This is a genomic window from Anabaena sp. WA102, assembly GCF_001277295.1.
GTDB lineage: Bacteria > Cyanobacteriota > Cyanobacteriia > Cyanobacteriales > Nostocaceae > Dolichospermum > Dolichospermum heterosporum.
In genome coordinates, this window is sequence record NZ_CP011456.1 from 5,382,330 (window position 1) to 5,400,795 (window position 18,466).

At 37.8% G+C, this 18,466-nt stretch carries 14 protein-coding genes and 1 pseudogene; 1 reads left to right on the top strand and 14 read right to left on the bottom strand.

Translation table 11 applies throughout. The annotated features are described in order from the left end of the window. Nucleotides 1-278: 278 nt before the first annotated feature. Nucleotides 279-812 carry a hypothetical protein gene (locus AA650_RS23760; RefSeq protein WP_053540913.1) on the top strand — a complete coding sequence of 178 codons (534 nt, stop codon included), beginning with the start codon at nucleotides 279-281 and terminating at the stop codon, nucleotides 810-812. Between the two features lie 501 nt (nucleotides 813-1,313). Here the strand turns inward: AA650_RS23760 and AA650_RS23765 are convergent. The 14 genes and pseudogenes from AA650_RS23765 to AA650_RS23825 all read right to left on the bottom strand — a co-directional run bounded on the left by AA650_RS23765 (nucleotide 1,314) and on the right by AA650_RS23825 (nucleotide 18,432). Next, nucleotides 1,314-2,738, bottom strand: coding sequence for an O-antigen ligase family protein (locus AA650_RS23765; RefSeq protein WP_053540914.1), 1,425 nt, complete (start codon nucleotides 2,736-2,738; stop codon nucleotides 1,314-1,316). Nucleotides 2,739-2,829: 91 nt separating this feature from the next. After that, on the bottom strand, nucleotides 2,830-3,774 hold the full coding sequence (locus AA650_RS23770) for a glycosyltransferase family 2 protein (RefSeq protein WP_053540915.1): 945 nt from the start codon (nucleotides 3,772-3,774) through the stop codon (nucleotides 2,830-2,832). After that, nucleotides 3,692-4,894 (bottom strand): glycosyltransferase family 4 protein, encoded by a 1,203-nt coding sequence (locus tag AA650_RS23775; protein ID WP_053540916.1) that lies wholly within the window; start codon nucleotides 4,892-4,894, stop codon nucleotides 3,692-3,694. The genes AA650_RS23770 and AA650_RS23775 overlap by 83 nt, the downstream gene beginning before the upstream one ends. Before the next feature lie 192 nt (nucleotides 4,895-5,086). Further along, nucleotides 5,087-6,073 carry a glycosyltransferase family 2 protein gene (locus AA650_RS23780; RefSeq protein WP_053540917.1) on the bottom strand — a complete coding sequence of 329 codons (987 nt, stop codon included), beginning with the start codon at nucleotides 6,071-6,073 and terminating at the stop codon, nucleotides 5,087-5,089. A 46-nt stretch (nucleotides 6,074-6,119) separates the two neighbouring features. Further along, nucleotides 6,120-7,949, bottom strand: a complete 1,830-nt coding sequence (gene hepA / locus AA650_RS23785; RefSeq protein ID WP_053540918.1) for a heterocyst formation ABC transporter subunit HepA — start codon at nucleotides 7,947-7,949, stop codon at nucleotides 6,120-6,122. Nucleotides 7,950-8,015: 66 nt separating this feature from the next. Beyond that, nucleotides 8,016-8,960, bottom strand: coding sequence for a hypothetical protein (locus AA650_RS23790; protein WP_053540919.1), 945 nt, complete (start codon nucleotides 8,958-8,960; stop codon nucleotides 8,016-8,018). Between the two features lie 145 nt (nucleotides 8,961-9,105). After that, nucleotides 9,106-9,825 (bottom strand): heterocyst development glycosyltransferase HepC, encoded by a 720-nt coding sequence (gene hepC / locus AA650_RS23795; RefSeq protein ID WP_053540920.1) that lies wholly within the window; start codon nucleotides 9,823-9,825, stop codon nucleotides 9,106-9,108. A gap of 1,168 nt (nucleotides 9,826-10,993) precedes the next feature. Further along, on the bottom strand, nucleotides 10,994-13,222 hold the full coding sequence (locus tag AA650_RS23800) for a GumC family protein (protein ID WP_053540921.1): 2,229 nt from the start codon (nucleotides 13,220-13,222) through the stop codon (nucleotides 10,994-10,996). Between the two features lie 388 nt (nucleotides 13,223-13,610). After that, nucleotides 13,611-14,708, bottom strand: a complete 1,098-nt coding sequence (locus tag AA650_RS23805) for a glycosyltransferase (protein WP_053540922.1) — start codon at nucleotides 14,706-14,708, stop codon at nucleotides 13,611-13,613. 256 nt (nucleotides 14,709-14,964) lie between these two features. Next, nucleotides 14,965-16,278 (bottom strand): NAD(P)H-dependent oxidoreductase, encoded by a 1,314-nt coding sequence (locus AA650_RS23810; protein ID WP_053540923.1) that lies wholly within the window; start codon nucleotides 16,276-16,278, stop codon nucleotides 14,965-14,967. Between the two features lie 2 nt (nucleotides 16,279-16,280). Then, on the bottom strand, nucleotides 16,281-16,826 hold the full coding sequence (rfbC, locus tag AA650_RS23815) for a dTDP-4-dehydrorhamnose 3,5-epimerase (RefSeq protein ID WP_039204310.1): 546 nt from the start codon (nucleotides 16,824-16,826) through the stop codon (nucleotides 16,281-16,283). A 279-nt stretch (nucleotides 16,827-17,105) separates the two neighbouring features. Then, the gene (locus AA650_RS23820) at nucleotides 17,106-17,930 is read right to left on the bottom strand and encodes a phytanoyl-CoA dioxygenase (protein ID WP_053540924.1); all 825 of its coding nucleotides are present in this window, start codon (nucleotides 17,928-17,930) and stop codon (nucleotides 17,106-17,108) included. A 26-nt stretch (nucleotides 17,931-17,956) separates the two neighbouring features. Then, nucleotides 17,957-18,079: pseudogene (locus AA650_RS28920) on the bottom strand (phytanoyl-CoA dioxygenase); the annotation flags it as partial. A 167-nt stretch (nucleotides 18,080-18,246) separates the two neighbouring features. Next, the gene (locus AA650_RS23825) at nucleotides 18,247-18,432 is read right to left on the bottom strand and encodes a hypothetical protein (protein ID WP_039204092.1); all 186 of its coding nucleotides are present in this window, start codon (nucleotides 18,430-18,432) and stop codon (nucleotides 18,247-18,249) included. Nucleotides 18,433-18,466: the final 34 nt, after the last annotated feature.

Sequence of the window (18,466 nt, forward strand, 5' to 3'; positions counted from 1 at the left end):
ACCTATTATCTGGACTAATAGAGCAGGAGTCAGGAGTCAGGAGTAAAACTGGCTTAGTGTCTAAGTAGATTGGCGTTGGAAATTGTCGTTATGGCAAGGCAAAAGGCAAGAGGCAAGAGTGAAGAAGCTTTGGGCGATTTTACATTTCTTTACACAGTTTGGTTTTATTGTGTTCACCTACTTAGTCAATTTTTCCAAGAAATTGGGAATTTGAGATTTTGTTGTCACTTCAAGACGTATAATTAAATAATGACGGCGTAATTGGAGTTCATAAAGTAATGCTTAAAAAAAATCTCTCTAACTTAATACAAGAAGAAACCACAAAATTTACACCCCTACAAGGTGAACCTGTAATTGAAGTTTCGGCTGAAGCAGTATTGGAAACCCAAGTACCAACAGATAATACTCCTGTTATTCCCATCAATAATCAGTTAGAACTAGAAGCCAGTATTAAAGAATTGCAAAAAACAGTTTCTACATTAAAACAAAAAGAATCCACTTTAATCAAACAAATTAGCGATTTACAAACAGCTTTTTCAGAAAAAGAAGCATTGGTAGAACGTTTAACGAGGGAACTTTACGAGACAAAACAAACCGCATTACAATTAGCAGATTCTAACTCTCAGTTGCTAGAAGAAATCAAGGTTTTAAAACAACCTACTCAACCATCTTATCCACAGATGAGTCAACAAGCTAGTCAAATTTCCAAATCCATCCAATACAAAAAATCTCATAGATCAGTAGAACGACTGCAAGAAAAGCCCAATCAAGATAGTGAAGATTTTTCTCAAAATACTTGGTTATATGATTGAAGTCAGGATGAATAAGAGGGTGTTTGAAAAGTCATGATTGCTGTATCAAATATTTTACCCCTCCCTAACCCTCCCCTTTACAACTACGGTGTACACACAAGTCTTAAAATTCCACCTATGACTTGGTTTCGTTATCTAATTTTAGGCTGTGCGATAGCGAACGCATTGCGTCCCGGAGGGAACTAGCGCGACCTAGGAATCGCTCTGGAAGTCTTTCATTGCCTTCCCATAGCGTTTCCCACAGAGGAGGAATAACGAAGCGATAGCGAACGCATTGCGTCCCGGAGGGAACTAGCGCGACCTAGGAATCGCAAAAACCACGGGATTATGTGATCACTTGCGCTCGTAATGACAATTTCAGGGGTCTATAACGCCTGAAACCCTTGCAGATACCACTTGTGTGTACACCGTAGCCTTAAAAAAGGGGGAACTAGAGTCAAAGTCCCCCTTGGAAAGGGGGATTTAGGGGGATCTCAAGATTGCTAAGGAAGGGGTTTTAATTTAACTCTGTGGTCTGCTGTAGTATTTATGACCTGCCATAGCCATTGCTAAAAATCCCCACATAATCATCCCTGCAATACTCAGCATCCCGCTATAAATAATTAATTGGGCGCAAGAACTGATACCAATAGCGCGGGCAGCACTAAGAAAACTATCAAAACGACCTTCTGTATAATTACTAACGGTAATTAGCATTAATACTAACCCACTAATATAGGGTATAGCACCAATCCAACCCAAGGTAAAAAACATATCTAAAATGCCGCTATCAATAACAATGACTTCTATTTGTCCAGTTTTTTCATTCACTTTCCAGATATTTCCAAAGCCGTTACCGACAACATTAGAAAGAGCTAAATTCAGGTTTCTGTCATAAGTTGCGGATCTATCTCTAAAACTACCATCTTGTTCGAGATTGGAAAAACTTTCAAATCGAGTGGTAATAACTTTAGAAAGCGGTTCGATAGTCACCAAGGGAATAACGCAGATTGACATTACTAAAATTATGGTAATTAATCGCATTTGAATTTTGGGTTTTACTGAACCAAAAATCATAATTATTCCTAATAACCAGCCGCCCCAACTTGTCCGCACTTGGGAAAGTAAGAATGATAAATAACCCACAGCAGAAGCGGGGAAAATTAACGGACCAGTGCTGGTAAATAATAATAGTAAACCAGCTTGCATGACAGTTCCGAATGGACCAGGTGAGTGTAATGTACTCCAAACGCGCATTCCAAAAGGAATTGGGTGTCCAGCACTGGTAAACATTTTCGATTGGATTAGCCAATATCTATCCCATTCAGGAGCGACAACAAATTGATAGACACCGTAAGCTCCCAGGATGAGTACACACCAAATAAATGTTCTTTGCAGGTGCTGACGATAACTGGGATAATCTCGCCAATTAGAAAATAAATGAAAAGCAAAAATTATGGGACTTAACCAATCTAAAAAACTCCGAACTACAGGGAGTGGTTGATTGTAAATTAAACCTATTAAACATCCATAACAAACTCCTATGGCTGCTAAAAGAAATGGCAGTCCCCCTTGACGAAGACTGCTAGGTAGATGTTTTGAAAAGGTGAATATGGTCAGGAATACGACTAAATAAGGTGCAATTAACATTTGTCGGGTGGGGTCCCAGCCAATTTTATAGTCAACTAAACGAGTGATTAAGGGGGTGAGAAACCATATCCACCAGGTGAAGCCGATATAGTGGATGGGATGCCGTAAGTATAAAAACGCCGCTACTAGAAAAGCAGTGGCGGGAAAAACGAGGCGTAAACTACCCGTACTGGTAAAGTAGCAAGCTGTGATCAGGAGGATAAAAGCAAGAATGATAATCCAACTTTGGGCTGATCGATCTTGGGGAGAAAATTGTTCTTTTAAAACTGTATTGAAAAGTGTTGGTTTGGAAATCATTTTGATCTGAATATTCTATAAAAAGTTTAGTTAGGAGATAGATCCCCGACTTCTTGAAGAAGTCGGGGATCTCGGTTGTCGGTTGGGGTAATTAATAACTAAGATGGTGATTTCCTATTTTTCTATATTTTTGATATCCTAACCATCTTCCTCGTAAGGATGCTCGCAATTTTTTACTGGCGATTTCTTTTTGTTGGGGAAATAGTCTCAGCCATTGACATATTCCTAAACTTTCTCTTGTACCAACTAAAATTGACCAGGATAAAAATATAATTTGACGCAGGGGGGAAAGATGTTCTAATAAAATTAAGGTTTCGTTGTGGACTAGGTTAATTAATGCGGTGTCGTTAAAGTTGTGGCGTTGATCTTCGTCAAATCGTTGGGCGGGATAGTGATCTACTCCAATGCTGGGATCATAAATTATTTTCCATCCAGTACGTTTGAGGGTGAGGGCAAAGGACATTTCAAAATGTACTTGTGCGCCTGTTCCTTGCATTCTGTCATCAAATCGCAGTTTACCGATCGCTTGGGTACGAAAGCTCATATTCACACCTTTGAGAACATCAACTTCACGGGGTGCGCCTATTCCTAAGTGGTGGTTGCCAATGACGCGCCCCCACCATTGCAATTTACCAACTATGGGACGAGAACCATTTTCGAGTTTGTCTCCTTGATACACCCAATCACGACCACCAACGCCACCAACGGCATAATTAACGCTAAAGTGAGTATTAATTTTTGCTAACCAATCCGGGTGGGGGGCGGCATCATCATCGGTGATGGAAAGAATGTCTCCCTGTACTTGTGCCAGTCCGGCGTTGAGGGCGGAGACGACTCCCGGCTGAGTGACGGTGACAATCTGTAAGGGGAGGAGGTGGGGCGGAAATTGTTGGAGAAATTGCTGAGTTTCTGTGTCTGTATCTCTGACAACAACGATCGCCTGATCAACTGATTTAGTTTGCTGTTGCAGTGCTTTCAGACAGCGGGCTAGGTCTTGAGGACGGCGATAGGTGGGAATGAGAACTGTGTTTCTCATGGGTGATTAACTCCTCAAATATATTTAGATAGGTTTGTGCCATTGTTGACCAGCTATGTTGTTCGGCAATAGTCCGGGCAACTTTACCCATTTTTTGACGCAGTGAGCGATCGCTATTTAACAACCCAAGCGCATCGGCTAAAGCATTAACGTCATCACAATCGTCTAAAACGATGCCACAGTCGGGATTAACTAAATCAGCCGCACCAGTAGTAGTGGCGGTAATCACGGGCAAACCTGAAGCCATCGCTTCAATCACTACAAGTCCAAAAGGTTCATAACGGGATGGAAATACAAATAAATCTGATGCCCGTTGAATTTGGGGCATATCACGGCGATAACCTAAAAAATGCACTCTTTTACTAATATTTAATGCCTTTGCCATTGCCGGATAAGGGCTATCTTGAGTACCACCGACAACTGCTAAATGTAATTCAGGAACTTTTACTAAGGCATGAAGTACAGTATCTAAGTTCTTACGAGAAATGCGAATATCACCTGCAAATAATGCCAAATTAACATTCTCAGGCAATCCCAATTCCGTCCGAGAACTGACACCAGGAGCAAATTCTTGTAAGTCTACACCATTAACAACAACCCGAATTTGTGAACGAGGTACATCAATATTTACTAATTCTTGGGCAACTTTTTCTGAGACAGCAATAATAATTTTAGATTTCCGAAAAGCTTGTTTTTCCCAATAAGCATTAGCCGCAGTAAATAACCATTGATATAACCCGTACAAATCTTTACGTTTATGGGAAATATGCACAGGCGATTTCAACCAAGAACCATGTACAAAATGCACGGCATTCACATCACTTGCCCCCATAGTAATCGCGCCATTGACCTTAATCAAATCTAAATTGGCTCTATTTTTACGCAACCAATCGGCACTTTCTTGAGCAAAGATGAAATTGCGAATAAATTCCGTAGGATACCCTTCTACTGGAATATAAATACAATTAACAGCACTATTTTCTGCTAACTCTGGGGCAATTTCACTAGCTAATAATGTCAGATCATGACCACGACGAATGGCTTCTTGAACTACTTCATAATTAACTCTACCTTGACCATCACCTTTTCTGATTTTGTGGGTAACAATACAAATTTTCACTGATAACCTCTTGTGATTTACAAAAAAAAGGGAACAGGGAATAGAGGCGTTGCTGATTAAGGGTATGAATTTTAGTCTCACGCAAAGGCGCAAAGACGCACTGAGGTTTGAGTTTTAAAGATTCAATTTGGGAATTTCATACCTCGATTCAGCAACGCCAGTTTTTTCTGTTCCTTGTTCCCTCTGAATAAATTAGGAAATTTTCCAAATTTTATTCGTTAGATTGGTAGGAATAAAACTAATAATTAAAGCCACTAAAGTTCGTAAATTGAATTTTTGTTCACTTAAAGTTTGCCAGAAATAACGGCGGGCATCTGTAATTTTTTGATCTCGTAATAAGCCAATTCCTAAAGTTGTATTAGCTTCTAGCCATTTGGTTTTAAAGTAGGACTTAAATTCCTCTAACCGTTGATCTTCCATAAAAGTTTGATAACAGAATATCTCACTTTTACCTTTACGGATTTTTGCTTGAACATTGCGACTACCACTGAGCATAGTATCAGTTTGTTCATGCTCTCGATATTGGGTTAATTTTTCGGGAACATAGTAAACTCCATAGCCAGAAATACAACAAAGATATGTTAAATATAAATCCCACATTCCGTCAACCTCTGAAGGAATATTATCCCAATTAAGCACTCCATTTCTAATTACACAAGCAGCCGCAGTGGGAATACTTTTATCAATTAAGCCAATTTGAGTAAAATTTTTATGAACTCCGGGAGTGATTTGATCACGTTTATAACTGCGGGTATTGTTTTCAGTGGCAGCTACATTAATTTTACTATCACCATCTATAATATATTGGTCACAAAATGCCAAAATTAAATCGGGATTTGCTTCTAAATTGGGGACAAGTTTAGATAAAAAATCCTCATTCCATATATCATCATCATGGAGACTAGCCACATATTTACCTGTAGCAATTTTAAAACCATGAAACTGGTTAGCTAACATCCCAATATTTTGCTCATGTCGCCAAAATTTGATCCGTGAGTCTTGAAATGATTCAATTAGTGCTTGAGGATTTTCAGAACTACAATTATCAGAAACAATAATTTCTAGATTTTGATAAGTTTGGTTAACAGCACTATTAATGGCTTGTTTCAGGTATTCTGGGCGATTATAGGTGGGGATAATGACGCTCACCAAAGGTTCGGAGGAGTTAATATTTAACATTGATTGGAGGATGAGAAAATAAACTATGGGAAAATTGAATTATTGTTTATCTCACTTCATTTTGAATTTGATAATATTGCCAAAATTTGCCACGTTGTTGAAGTAGCTCTTGATATGCTCCCTGTTCTACGATTTTTCCTTGTTCTAAAACTACAACTTTATCTGCTTTAGCTATAGTAGAAAGACGGTGAGCGATCGCAATGACTGTGCGCCCAACAGATAGCTTTTCTAAGGATTCTTGAATTAACCGCTCAGACACTGAATCTAAGGCACTTGTAGCTTCATCTAGAATCAGGATTTCGGGGTTTTTCAGCAATGCGCGAGCGATCGCAATTCTTTGTCTTTGTCCACCTGATAACCGCACACCTCTATCTCCTAATTGCGTATCAAAACCCTCCGGCATTTCTAAAATAAATTCTAAAGCATTTGCTAATCGTGCAGCTTCTTTAATTTCTGCTTCTGTAGCTGTTGGTGTCCCGTAAGCAATATTATTCCAAACAGAAGTATTGAAAATAAAAGTATTCTGACTCACAACTGCTATCTTAGAACGCAGAGAGTTAATGTCAAATTTGCGAATATCAACTTCATCTATATAAATATAGCCGTCAGTAGCATCATGAAAGCGAGGAATTAAATCTGCAAGTGTGGTTTTACCAGCCCCAGATGAACCAATTAAAGCCGTCATTTCCCCTTGTTTAATTGAGAGAGTAATATTATGTAAAACTCGTTGATTAAGACTATAATCAAAATCTACAGACACCAAATCAATTGATCTTCTAAAACCAGGAAATCTTAATGCGCCATTTTGAAAATAGATTTTATCATCAGGTTTCAACAAATCCTTGATATTTTCCACTGCTCCCGCTTGGGTACTTAAAAAAGCCACTACCCCATTCAAATCCTGAGTCATAGGGATAATGCGGAACAGGACAAAAAAGAAAGTTAACAAAGCCGAAACTTTCATTAATCCTGTGGCTAAAGCCACAATAATCATACTAATCAGAATTAGCGTAGATATACTCTCAGCCAAAGGCTTAACTATCAAAGAAATCCAATAAACACTTTTCCAAGTATTAACAATTTTTTCACTGGCTTGATAATAGCGGTTTCGCTCAAATTCTTGAGTAGAAAAAGCATGAATTGTGCGAATACCTTCGATAAACTCTAGCACCCTAGCAGTAAAATTATCATTAGCGGAAGTAATCGCAAAACTACGTTCTCTAATTTGTTTATTTAAGGTAGATAATGCTACCGCCAAAAGACTAAATAGTAAAATAGAAACTATAGTCAGTTTCCAGGAAAGTATAAACAAAGAAATAGAATAGACAATCAGCGTAAAACTTCTAGTGATTAAAAAAGCTAGTCCACCAAAAATTTGTCTAATTCTCTCCATTTCACTGGTAAGAATATTAACTAATTCCCCGGATTTCTTATGACTAAAATAATTGAGAGTTTGAGCCTCTAACTGTTGAAAAATTCGTTTACGCAGATTATCTACTAAACTGATTTCACTAAACTGGATGCAAATCTGTCCTATATAATTAAAGGATGCCCGCATACAGGTTGTAACAACAATTAAAGCAGATATTCGATATAATCGCTCCGTTGCTGAACCATTAATTCCTAAAATCAAAATATCAAACCACTCTATCCCTGTTTTCACAGGTTCAGAACCAGGAGTAGTTAGGCTTTGCAGGAACACCAGCAAAAATCCTAAACCAAACCCTTCAAAACTTGCAGCTAAAGCCGAAAATACGATAGCTAAAATAGCCACAACTCGAAAGTGTTTAAATTCTCGTAATATTACCCGATTATTTTGCCACCAACTTGTAGCTTGCAATATTTTCATAGTTGACGGTAGAAATTTGGAATCCATAAAAATTTTGACCGATAATTTTGATAATTAAGTATAGAAGCACCAATCTCAAGAAAATTAATATGCTTACATAGGAGCGCGACGGATAAAACGACCAAGAGCAGAACCACAGAGAATTTCAAATTTTTGCCATAGTATTTTTGGTATTGAATATAATTGAATAGGTGTTTGGCTATGTCGCCAATATAATTTATCAGTTATGGTGGGAGAACTACCTTCTAAAGCACTGAGAAGTAATTTTTTGCGCCAAGGTTTAATATGTGGGACTGTGGCGTGAGACATAATAGTACCACCAGGAACAAAATCCATACCGTCTGGTCCAACGGTACTCAAAGGATAATTAGTTAGCATCAATGCTAAGTTTAAATAAGTCTGATCTCCATACAGATATGGATAATGATTAAAGGTATTACCGTTATAAAGATCCTTTAAATTGGCATATCCTGCCATTTCACCCAATTCTTCTAATTTCTGCCAAACTTTCAAGATAGATTTGTAGTTTTTATGAACTCCAATGAAGCCACTATTGTAGTGATAATCTAACTCGCGCTCACAAGCAAAACCATTATTTTCAGCAAATTCTTTCCATGCTAACCGTCTCGGATGATTCGCCGGCACAAGATACCAAGAATCACCACAAAGAGCAATTCCTCGACTTACCCAATTTTCATAAAAATCCCAGTTACATTTATTGACAATATCAGGATCAAAGTAAAATAAAGCATCAATATCTGGGCAATAATTTTCCCACAATTGGGACATAAAATCAGGTTTATAAAAGCCTAAATGTTTTGGAGTTGTTAGTTTGACAAATCGGATTGCACAACCTTCATCTACAGAAAACTCTTGATAACCAGTTTCTGTTTTTAGCTCCTTAGCCCAATCGGGTGTATTTCCACGATAACCAGCCCAAATTATGCCTCGAAAACCATGATAATACAGGGAATTTACTAAAGCCCCCACACCATAATGGTAGTCTTTTTCAAATACGGTACAAATCGCTGTTTGCATGATATTTCTTATTTTTTAATTAGCTACATAATTCATAGTCATCAATATGAGAACAGGAAGTATTCATCAATTAGATAAAAATGCTTGAAAACACAGAGCCAATAGATTTATTCTCAACTATAGGCAGTTTATCCTTCCCATCTATTTACGATACACCGCTAAATTTATTTTGCTTGTTTAATTTGTTATTTTGTGATTCTAAACTTAATTTAACTGCACTTTCCAAAGATAAACAACGATTATTGATTAGACAAAATTTTCCCTGCAATATATTCAATACATTAGATAAATTATTCAAAATGAATGTACCTAAAATAATGTTCAAATCTGTCATTTCCTGTTTAGCCATAGAACTAAACTTAATAATCTGAAAAAGTTGCCCATTTTCTCCGACATACCACTCATAATTAAACAGCAATTTGGGGGAATATATTTGCATAGTTATTAATCCTCCGAGAATGACTGGACTCATAAATAACAGCAAAAGTAAAGCCCAAGTCCAATCAATTATTATTTGTAAAGTTCTGAAAATTTGATTACCTTTCTTTGGCAATTTTTGATGCCCAGAAATGTTTATAAATATGGGCTTATTAGCTTTTTGACAAGCATTTGCCCAAACTTTTAATAAAGAATCACCGATTTTGGGATCTATGCTGACTAAACTAACTGGAGAATGTTTTAAACATTCTATTAAAGATTCTTCATTTTCTAGTGCAGCTAAATGGGGTTGTGAGAATTTTTCAGAGGCTTTTACTAATAATTTTCCTCTGCGCCATTTTAATGAGCATGATAGGAAGTTAAAATTTTCAGATTGCTGGGGGACAATAGAGTTACTATTTAGACTAGAAATGACTGAAATTGGCATATATTAACAGCGATAAATTAGTAAAAGATTGACTGAATATTTACCATTAGAAAATTAATATTTTCTTGACCGAACAGTATTGTATAGGAGTCCTATAGCAATGATTAAATATGACAACAGAAAATTAGGGACACTTGGATTTATGATCAAGAGTAGTCATCTCAGAGAAGATACTAACTTTTTGCAACCCTGATAAAATTACTTCGGTTTCGTCCTGGAGATTTTGATGATGGGTTTCAATCTCTAGAATATAAGACTCTCGATAAATAAATCATCAAGAAACAACTTCTTTATTCACTCTTTAAATAAATATTACTTTCTTCTCTATAATATTAAGATATGGTGAAATGAATTAATCGTAACTAAATAAAAATAAACCTTGTTTTATACTTGCAAAGTATATCATAAATTACTTATTAGGTAAATAAAAATAAATGTGAATTGTATTAGTAATACAACAAAAATATTTTGTATAGTGAATGGTCATTTGCCAACATACTACAGTAATAAATTGAAAATTGAAAAAGCAAATAATATCATTTTTTTAGCAGAGATTTATAAACAAAACTCAATACATTTAACCAACAAGTATCTAACCCTAATTAGACGTGAATTCGATAGCGTAGCGTGACGACGTAGGAGTTATTGAACCTCACCCCAATCCCTCTCCGCGTTGGAGAGGGGCATATTGGTTTGTTTTTAGCAGCATAAAATCAGAGTTTTAAGCCTCTCTAGTATTAAATATTATTCCTTTTCCCTCTCCTCTTAGGGAACACCAAAAAATAAATTACCCAATTTTGTGGGATGGGCATCCTGCCCGTCCTTGATGATTAGCGGGCAATTCGTCCCGCACCACAAGAAATTTTTGGGTATTTTTTTAATTGGAAGTCCCTTAGAGACTGTTTTAAAGGTGGTAAGTAGTCGGACAAAATTAAATTCACTCGTTGAGAGAGGGAACTCTTAACTGGGAACAGGGAACAGAAAAATCAATTGTGTAATTAATTCTGTCCCATTACTTATCTCGTAATTTTCATCACATTGTTACCCCCCTTCATAAGGGGAAAGGGGGGCACTACTTAATTGATCTTGAATAGTCAACACAAAAACCCCTGTCTAATGCAGGGGTCAATATATTTTTGTGGGTTAAATAGTCAGCAAATATTTTGCTTTATTCTTCCATTGCTGGTTGTAAAACTAATTGTTTTGCTTTTACATAAGGTACATAGGTGCTATCAGATGGAGATACGCCATTGGCTACAACCCCAATCAGATTTAACCTACTCAACATCCCTGTGGCTTGATTAAGTTGGGTGCGGGTCACTTTACCAATACTTGCCATCATCACCACACTACGACAGGATGATGCCGTGAGCATAGCATCTACTAACCCAAGAACGGAAGGGGCATCTATGATTACCAAATCATAATTTTCTTCAAATGCAGCTATTAATTGAATCATCCGGGGAGAACTCAAAAGATGAGCAGGATCGGTCGGAGTTGGTCCGGCTGTTAAAATATCAATGTAAGACGACCCAGAGTAAGGAACACTGATCTGATTAGGTAGATTAACTTCACTTTCTAATAAACTAGAAAGTCCTTGTTCATTAGGAAGATTTAACTGTTTGTGCAGATTAGGATCGCGTAAATTGGCATCAATTAGTAAGACTTTTTTATGTAGGCGAGCCGCACTCATGGCTAGACCTAATGCCAAAGCCGATTTACCATCATCTGGTAATGCTGATGTCACCATTAATGATCTTAAATCTGAGACTTTATTAAGCAGTTCAATATTTTTGTAAATGAGATCAAGTGATTCCCAACGGGGAGAAGATTGTAATACTTGAATTGTCCAAGGTGCGAGAACTTCTGGTTTGCCAAATGGCAATTTTATCATGGATTCTCTGGGTTTGGGAGGTGGCAATTTAGGAGTTGTTCCTAATAATGGGAGAGCAGCTTGTTTTTCTAATTCCGCAGTGGTATGTACAGCGTCATCAGATGCTTCACGAATAAAGGCAGCAAGTCCTCCTAACATTAACCCAATTACTCCTCCTAATAAGAGATTTTGTCTCATGTTAGGACCAGTATGAAGACCTTCTTGGGGTTCTTCTACTACCTCCCAATTAAATCCACCTTTAGAAAGTTCTTGGCGTAATTTTTGTTCTGCTCTTAATAATTGTTCTAATCTTTCTCTACTAAATTGTAGTTGAGGCAGGATGCGATTATAATAAGCCAATAGAGAAGGAAACCGCTTGAGGTCGGCTTGTAATTCTTTCTCTTTGGCTGCTAAGGTTTGATCGCGGGCGGTTAATGCAACGATGGTTGTTTGGGTTTCTACTAATTGACCTGTGAGATTAAGATCAATTTGTCCTAGTTGTCCTTGTTCTAAAAGATTGTCTCCAGAATTAAAGGTAGAGTTGGTTTTTTCTCCTAAAGTTCTGCTAACTTCTTTTTGTAAAAGTTGCTTTTGACTTTGCAGTTGTTCATATAATTTTTGAACGCTGGGAGTATCATCTGTGAAACGTAAACGTTCTTGTGCTAAAGCCAGTTCTGTTTTTTGGATTTCATTGAGTAAGCCTTGGTAGCGGGTAGACTGACTCAGACGAGAAGAAACTAAGGCATTTTGTGGAGAACGGTTCAGTTGTGTTTGCAAAGATTTTTGCTTTGCTAAGGCTTCTTCATACTGGGAACGAGTTGTTTGTCGTTCCTGTTGGACAGTATTTAAAGCTATCTCTACGGTTTTAGCTTGAGCATCTGGATCAATTAAATTTTGACTTCTGCGAAATCTTTGTAAATTTGCTTCGGAAGCGGTTACTTCATCAGTCGCTTTTCTTAATTGATCTCTGATAACTTGTAAACCTTTTTGTAGGCGTGAATCTTGTTGTTGTTTATTGTATTCTAAATAAACCTGCTGAATTGTTTTGAGGACTTTCTGAGTTTTTCCTGGATCGCTATCGGTGTAATCAACTTGAAATATTTTAGTAGCAATATTATCCTCTGGAGTCTTAATTTGAGTGAGGACTAAGGATTTTTTTAAATCCATTACAGTTAAGTCTGGATATTCAGTTTTAAGTCTATCAACTGCTTTTTTAATCAGTCCAGAACTCTGCATCAAGTTTAATTGAGTAGCTGTATCTACCTCCACATTAGCATCAGTAAATTGACTTTCAGTGTTATCTGTTTCTTTCTTGCCTTGATAGTTAGGCTCTACTAACAATTGCATGGTGCTTTTGAAGCTGGGTGGAGTTTTTAATGTAATGATGCCAGCAATAGCCGTAGAACTGAGCAATACTAATAATAACCAGGGAAATCTTCGCAGAATTACTGCAAACATTTGTCCATAACCTGGTTCTGTTTCTGATGCTGAATTTATATTGGGATTTAGACTAGTTTGAACCACTTTTATTATCCTTATCTGCGATACACTACGCAAACACCTAAAAAATTAAATGAATTAGTGATGCACAACTCCAATGCTGCAAGGCAGAATTAAAAATTAAAAAAGCAAATTATATAAGCTTTCTAGGAACTTTTAATGATGAGTTATTTTTGCCATGCTGCACTAGTAGTCTGTCAACCCGAAAATGACGGATGAAGGCAAGCGGGGGGGTAGGGGAGGTAGGGGGGGTAGGGGAGGTAGGGGGGGGTAGGGGAGGTAGGGGGGGTAGGGGGGGGTAGGGGAGGTAGGGGGGGTAGGGGAGGTAGGGGAGGTAGGGGGGGTAGGGGAGGTAGGGGGGGTAGGGGAGGTAGGGGAGGGAAGAACAGAAGTTTTTTCCGATCATTACCCGTCAAAATAAATTTGACGAACTACTAGCTTGATCAATAACTTGCTCAACTTTACTAAAAAATGACTGTTCTGAGAAATTGCTAACGGCATGATTACGGATAGTTTCGTAATCCCAAGATATTCCTCCAGCTTCTAGTAAAGCTGCTTGTAAAGAGCATGGTGCTTGTCTTTTGAAAAATACACCTGTTTTACCTGGTATTTGAGTGTCTAAGACTCCTCCGGCTCCATAGGCAATAACTGGTGTACCACTGGCGTTTGCCTCGACTGGAACTAATCCATAATCTTCTAAAGCCGCAACAATAATTGATTTGGCTTTAGAAAATAAGTCTTTACGTTCTCTATCACTGACATGACCTAGAAATTGGATGTTGGGTAATGCCTGGGCTTTTAATCTTTCTTGTTCTGGTCCATCACCTGATATTAATAAGTTCCAGCCTAACCAATTAAAAGCTTCGACTATTATATCAAGACGTTTATAACTGATCATCCGCGCCGATGCCAAGTAGTATTCTTCTTTAGTATCGGAAAAAACAAAGTTGCTAGTATCAATTGGATAGTTAATGGCGATCGCTTGTTTGTGATAAATCTTTTGAATTCGTTGGGCAACAATGGTAGAGTTAGCGATGTAGAGATCGGGTTCTTGAGCATATTTCAGGTCTACATCTCTCATCATTTGAAAGATTTTTTCGATGAGAGGTGCAAAGTATCTATAGTCTCCGTACTCCCGTAAATATGTTTCTGTATCCCATAAAAAGCGGGTAACATTATGACAAAAACAAATATGTTTTGCTTGGGGATTTTTCCGTACTGCTTTGGCAAAACTGGTGCTACTGCTGATAATTAGGTCATAATCTTGAAGATCCAAGGAACGAAATGCGGGAAAATATAAGGGGGCTAACATCCGAAAATATTTGGTTGCACCAGGAATTTTTTGTAAAAATGTGGTGTTGATAATTCTCTCACCTAAATCAATACTTTTTTGCGGGTCGTATAATGAGGTGAAAATGTCAGCGTCGGGATACCGTTTACACAATAATTCAAATACGCGCTCTGCTCCACCGCGTTGGGTTAAGTAATCATGGACGAGAGCTATTTTCATCTTTTTCTTGATAATTTGGTAAGTGATGATTGGTTTTAATATTTATTCTCTAGTAATTGAATTTTTAATGTTGCATTACTAAGTTGTATCAGTTGTTTTGTATCAATTATTTTATGTTGTTTAATAAGGAGTTGAATCATGGGAAACCTCGCAAGATTATCAAAATAATCTCTGTCATTTATTGTATATATGTGAATTCAGAGGTTAAATGAAAATATCAGGAAACCTCTGAATTATCTTGATGCTAATTGGAAAACTATTTTGTTAGTGCTAAAGTTTTCACAGGAGCAAAGTAAACTGCTTGTTCAGCGCGTAATTGATCACAAAGTCTACCTTCTGGTAGTTCCACGTCATCATAAGTGAGGACTTGATCTTTAGGAATATCGCGCTTTAAGCGACATCCTTCCGCTAGACCCATTGGCAGTAGGTTTTGTTGTTGCACAATTGGGGAATTTTCGCATTGTCCATAGGTCATGTAATAACCAATACCATCAAGGGTTGCTCCGGCTTGGAGGTCAATTTTGGCGGTGGTGACGACATCAACAACGGGACCGGCGATTGGTGCAAGCACCGCATCATGGAAGAGGACAGCACGGGCTACGGAGAGGGGAACTTCAAAATGGCACAGGTGATAGGGGGTGTAGAAGCTGTAGAGAGGTCCTTCACCGAGTTTATATAGGTTGAGGTAATGACGTTGTTTGGGGTCTTCGTGGGTGGCAAATACGAATACTCCTGGACCGGGTTTGGTGCCAACGACGTAATCAACGATACCGCCTAGTTCTTGAAGTTGGTCAATGTCGTACATTTTGGTCATTTCATCAACATGACCTGTGTAGTCATATCCCAACATTCCCCGCTTGGCTACTTTCATACCTGTGCCGTTGGCGACTATGGCTTGCTCAAAGGATATTTTTGTACCATCGGCAAAGCTTGTCACCATAGCAGGATTTTGACCCCAGCGTTGAGCAAAACCGGCTTGGGTGGTGGGGTTGCGGTAGGGGTCTTGTAAGCCTTTGATGTTGCCGCACAGGAGGGGTTTTAAACCGATGCTTTTGACAAAGCGGTACAAGTTCATTTCTACCCCTGGTTGGTCGCCGTCACAGGCGCTCAGGATGACTCCAGCGCGGTCTGCATGGACTTTGAGTATCGGTCCAATTGTGCCATCTAGTTCGGCATTCATGAGGATGATATGCTTGTGATGAGCGATCGCACACATCACCAAATGAGCCGCGTATTCAATTGTCCCGGTGACTTCAATGATTGCATCTATGCCATCAGCTTCACACAGGAGCATGGCATCTTCGGTGATTGCATATTCATTTTGAGCGATCGCTTCTTCTAAATCAGCTAAATTAGTAACAATTTTGATATCTTCAATTCCTGCTTCTAAATAAGCTCGTTTAGCGTTATCAATGTGACGATTAGAAATAGCCACCAACTCCATTCCTGGCACAGAATTGATAATTTGATTAGCAATTCCTCGACCCATAAAACCAGCACCAATCATTGCCACCTTAACTGGTTTACCTAAATCCGCTCGTGCTTGTAAAGCTTTATCAACAATAATCATGATTAAACTCCTATCAAAATAGATTCTAGTAAAGGCCAATTGCGATCTTTATCAGACATTTCTGTAGCACTCAATGGCCAAGAAATTTCTAAAATTGGATCATCATAACGTAAACCCCGTTCATATCCAGGAGTGTAAAATTCACCCACTTGATATACAACTTCTGCACCATCTGTTAAAGCTTGATAACCATGAGCAAACATTTCAGGAACATAAAGAGCGCGGCGATTTTCTGCACTCAGTTCTACACCAATATGCGCTAGATAAGTAGGAGATTCAGGACGCATATCCACAATCACATCATAAATAGCTCCTTGAGTACAGCGAATTAATTTTGTTTCCGCTGCGGGGAGAGTTTGATAGTGCATTCCTCGTAATGTGCCTTTTTTATGATTAAAAGAAAGGTTACATTGGGCAACTGTTGGTTTTAACCCATGAGCGAGAAATTCATCAGCGCAAAAAGTCCGAGCAAAAAAACCACGAGAATCAGGCTTTTCTTCTAAGTCAATAATAAAAGCACCAGCGAGTTTAGTAGAGGTAAAAATCATGGTTATTTCGGAAGTTTTTTGAAGATAATAGAATGGTTTTGATTTTAGATAGCAAAATTCAGGAAATAAAACTGGCATGATCATGATTGATACCAATTAAGTAATTGGACAAAAATATTTACAGTCATTGCGAGCGAAGGGAAGCAATCACAACCCTTGCGATTGCTTCATTTCACTTCGTTCCATATGGCTAACGCCACGCAACGCTAACGCAATGACATTGTGTAATTAATTCTGTCTCACTACTTATTCTGACTCCTGAATTTCTGCATTTTAGGTTTATACCTTTAATCCTAATTGGGGATTTATTTTGGGAAAGGTATCATCATGATATTGTGTACAAAGTTCAGGTCGTTTAGGAGATTTAGCCGTGTATGTGAAAAATATAGTTGATCGTTCTTGGGTTCTCACAGTCCCATGATGTAAAATATTTCTCACATCTGCAAAAATCACAGTTCCAGCTTTACCAGGACATGATTTCCAAGCTGATTTAGGAATGACTTTCATCATTTTATCATCGTTAATTCCCAAAAAATTAACCCGCCACAACTCATAATCAACTTGATAATTTTTAACTTGCTCTAAAGCATTAGTCGGTAGTCGAATATATTCAAATGGTCCATGTTCTTCAGTCACATCATTTAGATAGATAATGACTTTAATCATGCGTCTATCTTCAGAATCTTTATGCCATAGTAAAGTTTCCAATTGTTTTTCATTAGGAAAGTCTTTCCGTACATGAACACCATGAAAAGCGATAGGTAAACCTATATAATGCTCAATGATATTTTGTAAGCGGGATTCCATTCCCCAATTAAAAAATTCTGGTAAATCTGTAACGGTATAAATTTGTGGTAATTTGTATCCTGCATGAATATCTCTAGGATTTACCATTCTATCAGTACAACTATTAGCAGTAGCTAACATTGTAGCCGTAGATGAAAAACCTAAATCTTCCAAAGATGTGATATAAACACCTGATGTTTTTAGGGTATCAACAATCAATTGATCTTTTGCACTAATAGCAGGTAAATTTTTACCATGATGCCAAAGTGATACTCGATAATTCAACTCAGAACTTATAGTTGAAATTTTGTTCAGCATGACAGGAATTCCCTTCCTATGTAAACCTAATTAACTTGTTTAGATAACTCCGGTTTGGGAAAAGTATCATCCCAATATTGAGTACAAAGTCCCGGTCGTTTTGGTGGGTTAGCTGTGTAAACAAAAAATAGTGTTGATCGTAACTGTGTAAATTTCTGGTGGATTTTGGTATGAAGGATGATAATTAGACCTACCCATATTTGGTAAAAAACTATGAGCAGCATTCATCCTAAGGACTCAAGAGTTGTTATGCAAATTCCTTCATTTTTAAGAGAATTGGCAATGATATAGCGGTATGCACTTGAGCGAAATACAGTCAGCTAATTGTAAAGCCTGTAGGGGCGCAGGGTCTGCGCCCTAGACTGTATTGCATCCTAGCGATAACCGCTATAGCATCATTTCCTGTTAAGACAGGCAAATTACCCTGATGCTGCCAAAGTTTCACTTGATAAGCTAACTCATCTTTTAAGACTGATATTTTTTCTGCAACTTTATTAATCACAATTCAAACACCTCCCAATCAAAAGTTATTTTTT